Source organism: Gemmobacter aquaticus (genome assembly GCF_007859075.1).
Lineage (GTDB): Bacteria > Pseudomonadota > Alphaproteobacteria > Rhodobacterales > Rhodobacteraceae > Gemmobacter > Gemmobacter aquaticus.
In genome coordinates this window covers 64,589-78,927 of sequence record NZ_VOAK01000011.1, presented here as the reverse complement: position 1 = coordinate 78,927, position 14,339 = coordinate 64,589, and the positions used below count along the sequence as shown (strand labels likewise).

Annotated in this window: 17 protein-coding genes; 9 read left to right on the top strand and 8 right to left on the bottom strand. The window is 61.7% G+C overall.

The window, feature by feature from the left end; genetic code table 11:
* Positions 1–99: 99 nt before the first annotated feature.
* Positions 100–888: an IclR family transcriptional regulator gene (locus tag FQU74_RS02375; RefSeq protein ID WP_146284837.1), complete on the bottom strand. Its 789-nt coding sequence runs from the start codon at positions 886–888 to the stop codon at positions 100–102.
* A 93-nt stretch (positions 889–981) separates the two neighbouring features.
* Between FQU74_RS02375 and FQU74_RS02370 the strand changes: the two genes are divergently transcribed.
* The 4 genes from FQU74_RS02370 to FQU74_RS02355 all read left to right on the top strand — a co-directional run bounded on the left by FQU74_RS02370 (position 982) and on the right by FQU74_RS02355 (position 4,745).
* The gene (locus tag FQU74_RS02370; RefSeq protein WP_146284836.1) at positions 982–3,135 is read left to right on the top strand and encodes a malate synthase G; all 2,154 of its coding nucleotides are present in this window, start codon (positions 982–984) and stop codon (positions 3,133–3,135) included.
* 144 nt (positions 3,136–3,279) lie between these two features.
* The gene (locus FQU74_RS02365) at positions 3,280–3,840 is read left to right on the top strand and encodes a glutathione peroxidase (RefSeq protein ID WP_146284835.1); all 561 of its coding nucleotides are present in this window, start codon (positions 3,280–3,282) and stop codon (positions 3,838–3,840) included.
* A gap of 84 nt (positions 3,841–3,924) precedes the next feature.
* The gene (locus FQU74_RS02360; RefSeq protein WP_146284834.1) at positions 3,925–4,083 is read left to right on the top strand and encodes a DUF2256 domain-containing protein; all 159 of its coding nucleotides are present in this window, start codon (positions 3,925–3,927) and stop codon (positions 4,081–4,083) included.
* Entirely contained in the window at positions 4,080–4,745 is a 666-nt protein-coding gene (locus FQU74_RS02355) for an SDR family NAD(P)-dependent oxidoreductase (RefSeq protein WP_146284833.1), read from the top strand. Before FQU74_RS02360 ends, FQU74_RS02355 begins: the two co-directional genes overlap by 4 nt.
* Positions 4,746–4,809: 64 nt before the next feature.
* Here FQU74_RS02355 and FQU74_RS02350 read toward each other — a convergent pair whose 3' ends face one another.
* From FQU74_RS02350 to FQU74_RS02335, 4 genes are all read right to left on the bottom strand, one after another.
* The gene (locus FQU74_RS02350; RefSeq protein ID WP_146284832.1) at positions 4,810–5,115 is read right to left on the bottom strand and encodes a DUF982 domain-containing protein; all 306 of its coding nucleotides are present in this window, start codon (positions 5,113–5,115) and stop codon (positions 4,810–4,812) included.
* Between the two features lie 82 nt (positions 5,116–5,197).
* The gene (locus FQU74_RS02345) at positions 5,198–5,404 is read right to left on the bottom strand and encodes a cold-shock protein (protein WP_146286175.1); all 207 of its coding nucleotides are present in this window, start codon (positions 5,402–5,404) and stop codon (positions 5,198–5,200) included.
* Positions 5,405–5,609: 205 nt separating this feature from the next.
* Positions 5,610–5,858, bottom strand: coding sequence for a hypothetical protein (locus FQU74_RS02340; RefSeq protein ID WP_146284831.1), 249 nt, complete (start codon positions 5,856–5,858; stop codon positions 5,610–5,612).
* A gap of 213 nt (positions 5,859–6,071) precedes the next feature.
* The gene (locus tag FQU74_RS02335; RefSeq protein WP_146284830.1) at positions 6,072–6,296 is read right to left on the bottom strand and encodes a hypothetical protein; all 225 of its coding nucleotides are present in this window, start codon (positions 6,294–6,296) and stop codon (positions 6,072–6,074) included.
* A 401-nt stretch (positions 6,297–6,697) separates the two neighbouring features.
* Here FQU74_RS02335 and FQU74_RS02330 point away from each other — a divergent pair, with 401 nt between their 5' ends.
* A complete protein-coding gene (locus FQU74_RS02330; RefSeq protein ID WP_146284829.1) occupies positions 6,698–6,925 on the top strand; it encodes a hypothetical protein in 228 nt (75 codons plus the stop codon).
* A 136-nt stretch (positions 6,926–7,061) separates the two neighbouring features.
* Here FQU74_RS02330 and FQU74_RS02325 read toward each other — a convergent pair whose 3' ends face one another.
* Positions 7,062–8,066, bottom strand: coding sequence for a GlxA family transcriptional regulator (locus FQU74_RS02325; RefSeq protein WP_146286174.1), 1,005 nt, complete (start codon positions 8,064–8,066; stop codon positions 7,062–7,064).
* 173 nt (positions 8,067–8,239) lie between these two features.
* Between FQU74_RS02325 and FQU74_RS02320 the strand changes: the two genes are divergently transcribed.
* Positions 8,240–9,070 carry an alpha/beta fold hydrolase gene (locus FQU74_RS02320; RefSeq protein ID WP_146284828.1) on the top strand — a complete coding sequence of 277 codons (831 nt, stop codon included), beginning with the start codon at positions 8,240–8,242 and terminating at the stop codon, positions 9,068–9,070.
* Positions 9,071–9,139: 69 nt separating this feature from the next.
* Here FQU74_RS02320 and FQU74_RS02315 read toward each other — a convergent pair whose 3' ends face one another.
* Positions 9,140–9,640: a c-type cytochrome gene (locus FQU74_RS02315; RefSeq protein WP_206664988.1), complete on the bottom strand. Its 501-nt coding sequence runs from the start codon at positions 9,638–9,640 to the stop codon at positions 9,140–9,142.
* Positions 9,641–9,762: 122 nt separating this feature from the next.
* On the opposite strand from FQU74_RS02315, the gene FQU74_RS02310 reads away from it, so the two are divergent.
* The 3 genes from FQU74_RS02310 to FQU74_RS02300 all read left to right on the top strand — a co-directional run bounded on the left by FQU74_RS02310 (position 9,763) and on the right by FQU74_RS02300 (position 13,453).
* Entirely contained in the window at positions 9,763–10,230 is a 468-nt protein-coding gene (locus FQU74_RS02310) for a pyridoxamine 5'-phosphate oxidase family protein (protein ID WP_146284827.1), read from the top strand.
* Positions 10,227–11,588, top strand: coding sequence for a GAF domain-containing protein (locus tag FQU74_RS02305; RefSeq protein ID WP_146284826.1), 1,362 nt, complete (start codon positions 10,227–10,229; stop codon positions 11,586–11,588). Before FQU74_RS02310 ends, FQU74_RS02305 begins: the two co-directional genes overlap by 4 nt.
* Positions 11,589–11,971: 383 nt before the next feature.
* Entirely contained in the window at positions 11,972–13,453 is a 1,482-nt protein-coding gene (locus tag FQU74_RS02300; RefSeq protein ID WP_146286172.1) for an aldehyde dehydrogenase, read from the top strand.
* A 10-nt stretch (positions 13,454–13,463) separates the two neighbouring features.
* On the opposite strand, the gene FQU74_RS02295 is transcribed toward FQU74_RS02300, so the two are convergent.
* Positions 13,464–14,255, bottom strand: a complete 792-nt coding sequence (locus FQU74_RS02295) for a LuxR C-terminal-related transcriptional regulator (RefSeq protein ID WP_158635516.1) — start codon at positions 14,253–14,255, stop codon at positions 13,464–13,466.
* Positions 14,256–14,339: the final 84 nt, after the last annotated feature.

The window sequence follows — 14,339 nt, the reverse complement described above, 5'->3', positions numbered from 1 at the left end:
GGGACGCCGCCCAGTCCTGCCCGGCTGCGATCTGATTTGCGCAATGCTACCCCGCACGCACCAGCCGACACCTGCGCAGTTGCCCCCGGCGGAAGGATATCACCGCGCGCCGGTCGCGGGAGGTACCCGACCGCCCATCACATGGGTCAACTCCAGCGCAAGGTCGCGTACCCGTTCTCCCATTGCGGGCATGTCTGAAACCGTCAGCCGTTCTGCCAATGCAGAGACCGACAGCCCACCCAATGGCTCACCCGTCGCAGACCAGACGACGGATGCGACGCAGCGCATGCCCGACGTGAACTCTTCATCGTCATAGGCATAGCCGCGCTGGCGGATGGCTTCGATATCCTCACGGACCGCCGCCATGCTGCGCAGGCTGCGCCGCGTCAGGCGACGAAGACCATGGCGCGCCACGAGCGCCTCGATTGCATCGTCGGGCCATGTGGCGACGATCGCCTTGCCCATGCCAGAATTCATCACCGGCGCCCTGCCCCCCGGAGCGGAGATGGCACGGATAATCTCGCGGCTGCCGACCTGCGCCACGGTGATCACCTCGCCATCCTCGAGAATCCCAAGATTTGCGGTTTCCTTCGTCGCGTCCCGCAGGCGGCGCATAAGGGGCAGCGCGGCGGCAATGAAGCTCTGCAGGTTGGTGAAGGCTACCCCTACGGCAAATGCCTTGCGACCCACGTGCCATTTCGACCGCATTGGGTCGAACTGGGCAAAGCCGTTCCGCTCCAGCGTCGTCAGCAAACGGTGCGTGGTTGATGGTGCAAGACCCGCTTCGCGCGCCAAATCCGACAAGCGCGTTCCCTCAAGCCGCGTTGCGAGCGCCTCAAGCAGCATCAACGCGCGATCCACTGACTGAACTGTTCCGGTTCTCTCCATAAGCTGGATTTAATTCCACATGGTGGAAAACATCCACCCGAAACTGGAGCTCTGCGGTTCATCTGCATACCGTGGCACACAAAGGAGATTGCCATGACCACCCATACCGACATTGCTGGCCTGCAGATCGCACCTGTTCTGGCAGATTTTGTCGAAACCCGCCTGCTGCCCGGCCTGCCCCTTGGTCTCGAACAGTTCTGGTCCGGTTTTCACGGGCTGCTAACCGAGTTGATGCCGGAAAACCGCCGCCTGCTTGCCGTCCGCGACGAGATGCAGGCGCAGATCGATGCCTGGCTGGCGGCGCGTCGTGGCAGCGATTGGGACAACGATGCCTGGCAGGCATTTCTGCGCGAGATCGGCTATATCCAGCCCGAAGGGCCTGCTTTTACAGTTGCGACCACCCCATCCGACCCCGAGATCTCTACCCTCGCGGGGCCGCAACTGGTGGTGCCGGTGATGAACGCCCGCTTTGCACTGAACGCAGCAAATGCGCGTTGGGGCAGCCTTTATGACGCGCTCTATGGAACCGACGCGCTGCCGGGCGCGCCACAGGCCAAGGGCTATGACGCGGCACGTGGTGCACAGGCTGTGGCATGGGCTGCAAACTTCCTGGATCAGGCCGTGCCGCTGGCAACTGGCAGCCATGCCGATGTGACCGCCTATAGCACCGATACCGGTGCATTTGTGGCTACCATCGACGGGCAGCCGATAGCGCTGGCCGATCCGTCAACCTTTGTCGGCACTTCCGGCAATGGTGATCGCGGGTCGATCCTTTTACGCAACAATGGCCTGCACATCGAACTGGTCTTTGACCGCTCGCATCCTGTGGGCGCCGCAAGCACATCAGGTTTGCGCGATGTGGTGCTGGAATCAGCGCTGACCGCGATTCAGGACTGCGAGGACTCGGTTGCCGCTGTCGATGCCGAAGACAAGGTCTTGGCCTATGCCAACTGGCTGGGCCTGATGAAGGGCGATCTGACCGAGACATTCGCCAAGGGCGGTAAGGCGCAGACCCGCCGTCTGAACCCCGACCGCAGTTTCACCGCCCCCGATGGCAGCACTGTCGTTCTGCCGGGACGCGCTGTGCTTCTGGTGCGCAATGTCGGCCACCTGATGACCACCGATGCGGTCCGACTGAATGGACAGGACGTGCCCGAAGGCCTGCTGGATGCGATGGTGACGGTGACGGCCGCCCTGCATGACCTGCAGAAAACGAGCGGCCCCCGCAATTCGCGCAGCGGCTCTATCTACGTGGTGAAGCCCAAGATGCACGGCCCCGACGAAGCAGCCTTCGCCGACCGGACCTATGCCCGCATCGAAGCCCTGCTTGGCCTGCCGTATGGCACCGTCAAACTGGGGCTGATGGATGAAGAGCGCCGGACCTCGGCCAATCTGCGGGCCTGCATCCGCGCATTGAAAGACCGGATCGCCTTCATCAATACCGGCTTCCTCGACCGCACCGGAGACGAGATCCATACCGTGATGCAGGCGGGCCCTGTGCTGCCCAAGGCCGAGATCAAGGACGCGGTCTGGCTCAGCGCCTACGAGGCCGGCAATGTCGATGCAGGTCTCGCCACCGGGCTGCACCGCAAGGGCCAGATCGGCAAGGGGATGTGGGCCAAGCCCGATGCCATGGCCGAGATGCTGGCCGCAAAGATCGGCCACCCGAAGGCAGGGGCGAGCACGGCCTGGGTGCCTTCGCCAACAGCAGCCACCTTGCATGCGACGCACTATCATCAGCTGAATGTTGCCGCTCTACAGGACAGCCTCGCCACGCGGGAACGCGCCAGCTTTGACGCGCTGATGACACCACCGCTGATGGCGCGCCGCAACCTGTCTGAAGCGCTGATCGCGCGTGAAGTGGATCTGAACTGCCAGTCGATCCTGGGCTATGTCGTGCGGTGGGTCGATCAGGGCGTCGGCTGTTCCAAAGTGCCGGACATTGACGATGTGCCACTGATGGAAGATCGTGCAACGCTGCGCATCTCGGCGCAGTTCCTGGCCAACTGGCTGGTGCATGGCCTGATTGACGAGGCGCAGATCGAAGAGAGCCTGCGCCGTATGGCACTGGCCGTGGATCGGCAGAACGCGGGCGATCCCGCCTATCGCCCGATGGCGCCGCATTACGACGGCCCGGCGTTCATGGCCGCCCGCGACCTGATCCTGAAAGGCGCCGCACAGCCTTCGGGCTATACCGAGCCGCTGCTGCATGCCTGGCGGCGCGTGGCGAAAGCCAGCCAATCCTGAAACGCGAAAGGCTGGACCTGAAAGGGTCCAGCCACGCGATGCAGTGATCGGCGCTTTTCCATCGGGATGCGCGCACTGTTCTGTCACCATTGATCCAAAGTGTTGCGACCTGCGTATACGCAGTTGAAACACCGGGAGGTCGACATGGTTATCGTAAATCGACGGACGGCTTCTGCCTGGATCGCATCTGCACTGGCCTGCAGTGTCACAACGGCACGTGCCGCCGACGTCCGGGCTTTTGACTTTGACTTCATGTCCCTTGAGGGAGAGCCGATGCCTCTGTCCCAATGGAAGGGCAAGGTTCTTCTCGTTGCCAATACCGCGTCGTTTTGCGGGTTCACCGGACAATATGCTGATCTTGTTGATGTCTGGCGCGCTTACGAACAGGCCGGACTCGTGGTCATCGGGGCGCCCTCGAACGACTTCCGGCAAGAGTCCGAAGATGCCAAAGAGATCAAGTCCTTCTGCGAGCTGACCTACGGGGTCGAGTTCCCGATGACCGAGCCGGTCCATGTCACCGGCGATCAAGCCCATCCCTTTTTCAAATGGGCGGCCTTGCAATCCGGTCGCGGGGTGACCTGGAATTTCAACAAGTATCTGATCGGCCGTGACGGAAATGTCATCACCTGGATGTCGAGCGCGACGCGCCCCACCTCTGCCCGCGCACGCCGCGAGATCGAGGCGGCACTGGCGGCTGGCGCCTGATGGGCTGCGGTGTAACCGCATGCCCCCTCCCCCTCACCGCATTATGACTGGCCACCTTTGCATTGCGCGTGAACGACGATGAAAATGCGCCGAAAAGCCGATTTGCCGACGCGCATCTGCGCGACCTGCAAGCGCCCTTTTTCCTGGCGCCGCAAATGGGCCGCAGTCTGGGACGAGGTCCGCTACTGCTCGGACAGGTGCCGGCGTGGCAGAACCACAAAGTCTGACGACGTGACGCGATGACGGGGCGGGCATTGGTGATTGGCGCCTCGGGCGGGATCGGTGGGGCACTGGCGACAGAGCTTGCGGCGCGCGGACAGCTGGTCACCCGCGTCTCACGCCGCGATCAGGGTATCGACATCACAGATCAAAACTCGGTCGACCTCGTTCTTGGCGCGCTTGATCCGCCGTTTACAACGGTGATTGTCGCCACCGGGATACTGGCCGCCGAGGGCCAGCACCCTGAAAAGTCGCTGATCGAGATCGACGGGCCCTCGATGCTGGCGACGCTGGCAGCGAATACTCTGGGACCGGCGTTGATCCTGCGGCACCTGCCGCGGCTGCTGCCGCGCGAGGGCCGGTCAGTGACCGCGGTATTGACCGCAAGGGTCGGATCAATCGGCGACAACCATCTGGGCGGCTGGTACAGCTACCGTGCGTCAAAGGCTGCGGCGAACCAGATTGTGCGTACCGCTTCAATCGAGATCGCCCGGAAACGCCCCGAAGCGGTGGTGGTCGCGATGCATCCGGGGACCGTCGACACGCAGTTCACCAGCGCCTATCCCGGCCATCGAAAAACTGCCCCCCAAGCCGCAGCACGGCAAGTGATCGACGTCATCTGGGGCCTAGCTCCGGGCGACAATGGCGGGTTCTTTGACTACTCCGGCGCGCAGGTGCCCTGGTAATCACCCGCTGACAGTCGACAGATCAAACGGCCGGCGACAAGATGCGTGTCGGCCACTCCACGCGTCAGGCGGCCTGCCGGTGGGATTGTGTCATCAGATCTTCGGGGACAAAGCCCGCGCTGCGCGCGGCTGCGATAAACGCCCGGCGCGCCGTTCCGACGGAGCCGATGCAGTCCATTGCGGCCTCAAGATGATGCAGCGCCTTTTCATGGGCGTCGTCCGAGACGGGCCACTTTCGCCGCAGCCAGTGTCTCGCCTGCTCGATGGTGCTGAATTTCTGCACGTCGCCCTCGGGCGACATGACAAAGGACAGGGGTTGCCCCCAGTGGATCTCGATCAAGTCAATTCTTTCCTGAAAATGCGAACCCATCAGCAATCCTGATGTGGTTCGAAAAAAACAGACGGGGCCGGATTGCGACCGGCCCCGCCTGCGGTGTCAGCGAGCCAGATGCTCAGGCGAGCACAAGGTTCGTCGCCGATTCGCGTCCATTGCGGTCGCGCTCGATGTCGAAGGACACGGCTTGACCGTCGTCGAGGCCACGCAGGCCTGCGCGCTCCAGAGCGGTGATGTGGACGAACACGTCCTTGTCACCGCCTGCTGGCGCAATAAAGCCGAAGCCCTTGGTTGAGTTGAACCATTTCACGGTGCCATTGGCCATCGTGATATTCCTTTTCATGGGCGCTGCTCACAGGACGTAGCAGCCCGGCAAAGCTGAAGATCGAATGCTGAGCCGAAAGGGACAGGTCCGAAAAAAGATATGCCTAACCCATATAGGTCAAAACTCTCTGAAATGCGAGGATTCTATGGACGAAATCCAGGATCCAAGCACATCCCATTGATAACAATCAAAACTTAGTCCAGCCTCAGCTGTCCATTTTTCCCTCAGAGCCGTTTCCGGCGCCGTCGCCGTGCGAAGTGTCATTCTCGGCGCTTAGCTTGACAAAGGATTTTCTCGCCCAAACCGGCTTGCGGTATGATCTTGGCGCGGCTTTCTGATCCAAGAATTTGGTCAGATCAAACGGGGTTTTCGGTGTGGAGTATCCCATATCAGGTCCTTTACCATTCAGTGCAAAGTGACGGAGCCTGCCCACCGCTTCACGTTTCAATGTCAATGCAGCTCATCGCGTCAGTCGAGTCGTATCACGGCATAGCAATGACATGCCGCATTACCCGCAATTCGTATCCCGGGCACAAATTTGCCAGCTCATTCTTTCAGGGCAAATCCGAAAGCCATATAACAGCAGAGGCCGCTAATCCGCATCTCGCCGTCGGACGAATCGCAAGAACACACAAATATTATTTGCGCGCCAACTCAAAGCATAAAGTCAGTCGGCACCATTTTTTCTTGACTTCGCAATGGGTTCCGAAGTTGGCTCAGCTTCTTTGGCCAAACGCGCTGCCCGAAGTAGCACTGTCAGGTCGTGGCGTTTCTTGGCTTCCGCAGCCACGATTTCTCGCGCATTTGCGTTTGTTCGATCGGCCAGGGTCTCACGCACTGGTGAGCCGGAGGTCTTTTTCGCCTTGTTCTTCGTTGCCAAAAGCTTGTCCATTCTAGGCCATATCCGCAGAACCGGAACAGCATTACCCGACCCAGCAACAGCCGGTCGAAACAAAAACAGGGCGTTACGGAGATCTCTCAAGCGAAGAGAAGTTGCTCGTTCGACCGGCTGATTGCCAGGCGAAATCTGTTTACTCTCGATACAGGGCTTCATTGAGAAAATCAAGCGCCATTATCCGACCGACCTCCATGTGATATTTCTCTGAGAATGCGCCTCCCCCAATTCTATGTATTTGCTGTCAAAACTTCGAGTTTCCATGCATTCGCGATTAGGAGATTGTTATTTTCTGCACCCATCCCCATATTGATCTCAAATGAGTTGACCCTGATCGGAAGTTATCCAGAGCGGTTTCCTATCCGCACGGAAACCATCGGCTCTTTCAAGGAAGCCGAATGTTGGTCAATCAACTCAGCAAATTCTCGCATTTCGCGAGGATCGCATGTTCACCGCTGCGCGTTGCAGATGGTTCATCAAAGGATTTCGTCATGGCAAAAGGATACAAGCGCGGTAATCGCGAGGTGAAGAAGCCCAAGCGGGTCAAATCTGTGCCCATTGTGGTCCCGATGTTCGAAAAAGGGGCGCTTGCGACGGCGGCCCTGCCGAAGAAAAAGAAGCTTTAGACTTAGCTTCAGCCCCGGCATCCGGGATGCCGTACTGAATAAAAGCCAGACAGCGTCATTCATCCAGACGATCGGAACGCAGGACCATTTCCGATCTGAATGCGCGCATGCCCTGCTGACCAGACGCGTCGACCTTTCATGTCACCGGATCGGGAATCTGGCTCGCGATGCCGAACTGCTGGCGATAGGCAGCGGGGGGCAGGCCTGCAAGTTTCTGGAACAGCTTGCGGAATGCCGCAGGGTCGGCGTAACCCACCTCCCAGGCGATACGGTCAACCGGCGTCAGGGTCCTCTCCAGCATCTCCCGCGCTTTTGCGATGCGGACCTGCTGGAGATATTCAACCGGCGTGTGCCCTGTTGCGGCGCTGAACCTGCGCAGGAACGTGCGCGGCGTCATACCGGCCATTCCCGCAAGTTCGCCGACGCCCTGCATGGTTTGCGCATGGACGTGAATGTGGTGTTGGCTGACCCGAACGGCATCATCGCCATGGTCAAAGCGTGGAATGAATTGGGAAAAGGGTCGCTGGCTCTGGCGTGGCGGCTCGACCAGCAGGAACCGGGCGGTGGCAAGCATGGTCGCAGGCCCGAGCAGGCGCCCCACCAGAGTAAGTCCCAGATCGGTCCATGCCAGGATGCCACCCGCAGTCATGATGTCGCCCTCGTCGACAACCATCTGCTCGTCGGCCAGATGCACCTTGGGAAAGCGTTGGGCAAGCTGCCGGGCAAAGGCCCAGTGCGTGGTCGCGCGGCGCCCGTCCACCAATCCCGTCTCGGCCAGAACAAAGGCACCGGCACAGACCGAACACAGCACTGTCCCGCCCGCGTGCCTTTCCCGCAACCAATGTGCGGCGGCGGGTGCGGGGGCCATGCGATCGGGCATGATGATGCTGGGGGGCGCAATCACATGGGTCAGCTTGTGGGGCGTGCCTGGGTGGCTGTCCCAGATGCAGGTCACCCCTGCGTCATCCGCCTGCCAGTGCGACACGCGCACCTCGCGGGCGTCCGCGCCGGTCCACTCGCCTGCAATGCGGAACAGATCCGTCAGCCCATAGACCGCCGCCAACTGGCAGCCGGGATAAAGCAGCAGGCCGATATCGGCCACCACATGTGCCATTGTCCTCTTTGCCCCGATCATTGTCATTTTCGCCACGCCCCTTCGTGCATCGCAGGGCGTAGTTTGTCCATACCGCAACGAAAGACGGTCCGATGAACCCGACGATAACCAGACGAACACCGGTGACGACCGGGGCCGCTGCGACCGCCCTTCTGATCCTGAACCGAACAACCCAAGCGAACCCTAGAGGAGACCTGATCATGGCATTTTTCACCACAACCGACGGCACCAACATCTTCTACAAGGACTGGGGCCCGCGCGATGCGCAACCGATCGTGTTCCACCACGGCTGGCCGCTCTCAAGCGACGACTGGGACAACCAGATGCTCCACTTTCTGGAAAAGGGCTACCGCGTCATCGCCCATGACCGCCGCGGCCATGGCCGGTCGGACCAGACCGATACCGGCAACGAGATGGACACCTACGCTCAGGATGTGGTCGAGCTCGCGCGCGCGCTGAACCTGAAGAACGCGATCCACATCGGGCATTCGACCGGCGGTGGTGAGGTTGCCCGCTATGCCGCCCGCGCCGAGGCTGGGCGGATCTCCAAGGCGGTGCTGATCGGGGCCGTTCCGCCGGTCATGGCGAAGACCGAAAGCAACCCGGACGGCATTCCGCTCGAGGTCTTTGACGGCTTTCGTGCAGCCCTTGTGGCGAACCGGGCGCAGTTCTTCCTCGATATTCCCTCGGGGCCGTTCTTCGGCTTCAACCGCGAGGGTGCCAACGTCAGTCAGGGCCAGATCCAGAACTGGTGGCGGCAGGGCATGATGGGCGGCGCAAAGGCGCAATACGACTGCATCAGGGCTTTTTCGGAAACCGACTTTACCGAAGACCTGAAGGCGCTGACCATCCCGGTCCTGGTCCTGCACGGCGAGGATGACCAGATCGTGCCGATCGACAATTCGGCACATAAGGCGATCAAGTTTCTGCGGAACGGCACGCTGAAAACCTATCCGGGCCTGTCGCATGCCCCCTTCGCGACACACCCCGAACTGGTCAATGCTGACCTGCTGGCTTTCGCAAAGGCCTGAGCCAACCTGACCGGGGGCAAGGCTGCCCTGCCCCCGGTCTCAACACGCCTGTCGCGGTCCCGCCGTGCATCAGGTGCCGGGCGGAACGATCCGCATCACAAACGCCGTCGGCTGCTCGCCCGGCCCGAAGGGACCGGGAACCTTGTTCGAAATCGGCGGGCGCGACTTCAGAAAGGCGGCAATCGCGGTTGCGTCTTCGGGGGTGAAGTTCGCAAACCCCATCCACGGCATCGCGGGCGCAAGCACGCGCCCATCTGGCCGAACCCCGGTTGTGATCGCCGCCACGATTTCGGCCTCGGACCACTTGCCAAGTCCGGTTTCCATGTCGGGTGTCAGGTTTGGTCCGTAGAATGTGCCGAGCCCCGGAATCTCAAAGCCTACTTCCGAGCCCGCAAGCGCCCGTTCAAGATCTGGCTTGCCAAGAAAGTGGCCAGGCGTGTGGCAGTCACCGCAACCGGCGACGGACACCAGATATGCGCCGCGCGCAATGGCCGCGTCTTCAGCCTGCGCGGGAAGGGCAATGGAAGCCGCGACAACGGCAGATAGCAAAGGGATGAGGTGTTTATACATGATTGCTGCGCCCATGTTGGATCGATGCAGCGTCATTAGCCGGTCGGACAGCCAAGTGCTTCCTAGAGACTTGCTAAGCATTGGATGCAATCCTAAAAAGTTCCTAAGCACCGGGGCGCCAAATGATCTCAGGCTTCGACGACAGACTGATCGGCCTCATCGAGTCGCATCCGTCGATCACGGTCGGCACCTGCGACCGCGCGCTTGTTCCCACGATGTCCCGTGCGTTTGGCGCCCGCGTGATCGGCGATGGCGAGGCAGTGGAGGTGCTGATTTCGCGCTGGCCGGGAACCAGGACGGCCGACAATATCGCGGCCAACGGGCGGATCGCCGTCACCTTTACCGCACCGGAAACCTTTGACGCCTTTCAGATCAAGGGCCGTGTGGTTGAGACGGCGGATTGCAGCAAGGATGACCTGCACCTTGCCGCCGTCTACACCGACGCGATCCGCGACCGGATCCGGCGCCTTGGAGAACCCGAAGCGGTGGTGCAGACGACCTTCACGGCGCGCGGGCTCTACCGTGTTCGCATGGCCCCAGAGGCGGTGTTCCTGCAGACCCCCGGCAAGAATGCCGGTCAGCGCCTATGAAGACGCACGAACGCCCGCTCCTCGCCGACCATTGGGAGTGTTTCGAGGGTATCGTGCCGTCGGTCGTGGTTACGGCAGCGCGGGACGGCACGCCGAACGTCTCCTACATCAGCCACGTCTTCTACATCGACGAGGACCACGTCGCCCTGTCGAACCAGTTCATGTCGAAGATGGTCCGGAATGTCCGCGAGAACCCACGGCTGCAGGTGGTAGTTGTGAACGCGCGCACCGGGGCGCAGCTTATCCTCGACCTTGTCTTTGAACGCGCCGAGACCTCGGGTCCGCTCTTCGACACATTGGCCACGCTGGTGACAGCGGTCGCCACGCATCAAGGAATGGACCATGTGATGCGCCTGAGGTCGGCCGATATCTACCGCGTCCTTGAGGTCGAAGTGCAAAGCTGCGAACCGGGCGTTCGGGATGCGCCCGCGACGCGGGTTGCGCGCGTCGATACGCTCGGCGCGGCCATCCCGATTTGTTTGTCGCTCTCTCGGCTGGACGACCTTGACCGGGCCATTGATCTGGTGTTGGACGGGCTGGTGACCCGGCTTGGCATATCGCATTGCATGCTGTTCCTTGCCGATCCTGACACCCGTGCCCTTACGGCAATCGCAAGCCGGGGCTACAACCGTCAGGGAGCCGGCGCCGAGGTCCGATGGGGCGAGGGCGTGATCGGCCTTGCCGCGAAGCGAGCCCAGGCCCTGCGCTTTTCCTGCGTCGGTCGAAACTTTCTCTACATCCACAACGTCAAGACCACCGGTCATCTTGGCCCCGACGCGTCGCATGACGTACCGATGCCTGGGCTGGAGGCCCCGCAAAGCCTGCTTGCCGTCCCGATGATTGCCGGCGGCGACGTCAGGGGGATGATCTATGCCGAATCCGAGGATCGTCTTGCCTTCACGCCCGTGGACGAGCAGGCCGTCAATCTGATCGCCGCGCAGCTGGCGGCCCTCGTGGCCTTCGTCGAGTCTTCGCGCGAGCTTGGCGTCGCCCGGGCAGGAACTTCGGTTTCGGCGATGACCGCAGGCGACAACAGTCGCGAGGTGCTTATCCAGCATTTCGCCTATGATGACAGCCTGTTCATCGACCACGACTATGTCATCAAGGGTGTGCCTGGCAGGCTGCTCTGGCGGATGCTGCAGACCTTCGCACAGGAGGGTCGGACAGAGTTCACCAATCGTGAGTTCCGTCTGGATACCACGCTGAGATTGCCCGAGTTCAAGGACAACCTCGAATCCCGCCTGCTTCTGCTTTCGCGCCGTCTGGCCGAGAGCGACTGGCCAGTGCGCATCCTCCGTAGTGGGCGCGGTCGTGTGCTTTTGCAGGTCGACGGGAGGCTTGCTCTTCAACAAAGGTGACGTCACCTGCAATCGTGTCCGGCGCAGGCAATCGGACCCACCATTGCGATCGGTGTGGCGGCGCCCAACCCCAGCCTCGTTCACCGGTTCATGCCGGCCAAGAAGTCGTTGCCGACAAAGCGGTATCGCAATGCCAGAGGCAGGCGCCCAGGGCCCTGCCTTGTTAGACAAAACCTAACCTGCGGCTCACAATCTCTTACTTTCAAACTCATCTTTGCCGTGCCACCCTCGGCGCCAGCCTGCATGCGCGATGACGGTTCGGGTGACTGCGCGGACAATAACGGACAAGCGGCCGGTCCTTCGGTCGCCAAAAGCGACTTCTGTGCGACGCGCCAAGGACAGAGCCGAGGCGCCCATGATCGATTATCCCCGGGGAATGAATGATGCTGAGCCATGACGATTGGAAGGCCCGCGCGGCGGCGCTGCGCTTGCGCACCGATTGCTGGATTGACGGGCGCTTTGTGCCAAGCGCAGACGGGTCGCGGTTTCCGACGGTAAACCCTGCTACCGGCACCGTGCTCACCGACGTGGCGCGGGGTGGATCAGTGGACATTGACCGCGCAGTCGCATCGGCACGACGCGCGTTTGAGGATGGCCGCTGGTCACGTCTGGCACCGGCCGCACGCAAGGACGTGCTGCTGCGGCTCGCGGCGTTGATCCGCGAGAATGTGGCCGAGCTGGCGCTTCTCGATACGCTCGACATGGGCAAGCCGATCCGCGATTCATCAACCATCGATGCGCCGGGATCGGCGCATTTCTTCCAGTGGCATGCCGAAGCAATCGACAAGCTTTATGACGAAATCGCGCCCACGGGTGCAGGCGATCTGGCGATGGTGCGTCGGGTGCCCCTGGGTGTCATTGGCGCCGTGGTGCCCTGGAACTTCCCACTCGACATGGCGACATGGAAACTGGCGCCCGCGCTTGCCATGGGCAATTCGGTTGTCCTGAAACCGGCCGAGCAAAGCCCGCTTTCGGCGCTCAGGCTGGCAGAGCTGGCGGCAGAGGCCGGATTGCCGGATGGCGTTCTGAACGTGGTGCCGGGATTTGGCGAGGACGCGGGGCAGGCCCTCGGCCGGCATTGCGATGTTGACTGCCTTGTCTTCACCGGCTCGACGGCAGTGGGCAAGCTGTTCCAGACCTATGCCGGACAGTCGAACATGAAACAGGTCTGGCTTGAAACCGGCGGCAAATCCCCCAACATCGTCTTCCCCGACGCCGACCTCGACCGAGCAGCCGAGATGGCGGCCTTTGGCATCTTCTTCAATCAGGGTGAGGTTTGCTCGGCCAACAGCCGCCTGTTGGTGCATGAGGCGGTGGCCGAAGAGATGACGGCGCGGATGGCAGAAAAGGCCCGTGCGATCCGCCCCGGCGACCCGCTGAACCCTGAAACCACACTTGGGGCAATGGTGGATGCCCGACATGCGGCAGCTGTCGCGCGCTATATCGAAATCGGCAAGACCGAGGCCCGGCTGGTTTGTGGCGGCGGGCGCATCACGCTGAACGGATCGGATGCCTTCATCGAACCCACGATCTTTGCAGGGGCGGCGCAAGATGCGCGGATCGCGACAGAAGAGATCTTCGGGCCCGTGCTGAGCATCCAGACCTTCAGCACCGAGGACGAGGCTGTGGTGATGGCGAATGCCTCGGTCTATGGACTCGCGGCTTCAGTCTGGACCCGCGATCTGGGCTGCGCGCTACGAATGGCGGACCGGCTTCATGTGGGCACGGTGTCGGTCAATACGGTGGACGCGCTATCGGCGATGACGCCTTTTGGCGGGATGAAGCAGTCGGGCTTCGGGCGCGATCTGTCGATCCACTCCTTCGACAAGTATTCAGCGCTCAAGACTGTCTGGGTGAAGTACTAGTCGGGGGCTGTCAGCCCTCGGTAAGCAAGGGCAACATCAGCGCGAAGAGTTCGGCCTGCGATGAGATCGCGCAGCGGGCATAAAGCTGCTTGCGAAAGACCTTGACCGTCTGGGCCGAAACCTCCAGCCGTGCGCCGATCGACAGGCTGGAGTGACCACGCAAGATCAGCAGGGCGACCTCGGCCTGACGGGGCGAGAGCGCGATCCCCAACCGGGCTTTTGCCGCCCGTGCAAGCAGCGCCGCGCTGTCATCTGCTGCGCCGGCGGCACTGGCCAGTGTGGACCAATGCACCTCGGCCAGCGCGGCCACGATGGGCGAAAGCCGCTGGCAAGTGGCAAGGTCAGCCCCCGAGAACTCGGCCCCTGAACTGGCATCGCGGCCGAGGCACAGGTTCAGCGACACCCCAGGTGCGGGATAGGCGATGAAGGTGATTTCATCGACCAGCGTGGTCTGGGCGTAGTATTCAAGAAAATAGCGGCTTCTCTGAAATGCGTCGGGCGCAATGTCGGTCAGCCGATAAGCCCCGGCGCGCACCCGATCCAGATGCAGCCCGAAATAGGGATCGAGCCTGTAGGCGCCCGGCAGGTATGTGCTCTCCAGTTCCGCAAAGACCGTGGGATCATCGGTTCGGGAATAGAAAACCTGCGGCGCGCCTACGTCGCGATAGGCAAGGATGATCAGGTTGTCCGGCGCAACGGCGGCGCGAAACAGGTCCCACAGGGCGGGTTCAAACTTGGGCTGGCGCAACTGGCGGATGCAGCGCGCCAGCGCCTCTTCGGAAAGATTGGGCAGGGCTTGCACCGGGTCATACCCTTCTGGGGGTATATACCCCCCGTTTGCTGGTGTTTAGCCTGACTTTACACGAACCGGGGGTATGGGCCAGCG

Excerpts from the sequence above, each read along its gene's own strand:
- FQU74_RS02325 (WP_146286174.1), bottom strand. The coding sequence starts at position 8,066 with ATGACAATGATCGGGGCAAAGAGGACAATGGCACATGTGGTGGCCGAT.
- FQU74_RS02305 (WP_146284826.1), top strand. The coding sequence starts at position 10,227 with ATGAAGACGCACGAACGCCCGCTCCTCGCCGACCATTGGGAGTGTTTC.
- FQU74_RS02330 (WP_146284829.1), top strand. The coding sequence starts at position 6,698 with ATGTTGGTCAATCAACTCAGCAAATTCTCGCATTTCGCGAGGATCGCA.
- FQU74_RS02320 (WP_146284828.1), top strand. The coding sequence starts at position 8,240 with ATGGCATTTTTCACCACAACCGACGGCACCAACATCTTCTACAAGGAC.
- FQU74_RS02345 (WP_146286175.1), bottom strand. The coding sequence starts at position 5,404 with ATGGCCAATGGCACCGTGAAATGGTTCAACTCAACCAAGGGCTTCGGC.
- FQU74_RS02300 (WP_146286172.1), top strand. The coding sequence starts at position 11,972 with ATGCTGAGCCATGACGATTGGAAGGCCCGCGCGGCGGCGCTGCGCTTG.
- FQU74_RS02370 (WP_146284836.1), top strand. The coding sequence starts at position 982 with ATGACCACCCATACCGACATTGCTGGCCTGCAGATCGCACCTGTTCTG.
- FQU74_RS02375 (WP_146284837.1), bottom strand. The coding sequence starts at position 888 with ATGGAGAGAACCGGAACAGTTCAGTCAGTGGATCGCGCGTTGATGCTG.
- FQU74_RS02360 (WP_146284834.1), top strand. The coding sequence starts at position 3,925 with ATGCGCCGAAAAGCCGATTTGCCGACGCGCATCTGCGCGACCTGCAAG.
- FQU74_RS02335 (WP_146284830.1), bottom strand. The coding sequence starts at position 6,296 with ATGGACAAGCTTTTGGCAACGAAGAACAAGGCGAAAAAGACCTCCGGC.
- FQU74_RS02355 (WP_146284833.1), top strand. The coding sequence starts at position 4,080 with ATGACGGGGCGGGCATTGGTGATTGGCGCCTCGGGCGGGATCGGTGGG.
- FQU74_RS02350 (WP_146284832.1), bottom strand. The coding sequence starts at position 5,115 with ATGGGTTCGCATTTTCAGGAAAGAATTGACTTGATCGAGATCCACTGG.
- FQU74_RS02365 (WP_146284835.1), top strand. The coding sequence starts at position 3,280 with ATGGTTATCGTAAATCGACGGACGGCTTCTGCCTGGATCGCATCTGCA.
- FQU74_RS02315 (WP_206664988.1), bottom strand. The coding sequence starts at position 9,640 with ATGTATAAACACCTCATCCCTTTGCTATCTGCCGTTGTCGCGGCTTCC.
- FQU74_RS02310 (WP_146284827.1), top strand. The coding sequence starts at position 9,763 with ATGATCTCAGGCTTCGACGACAGACTGATCGGCCTCATCGAGTCGCAT.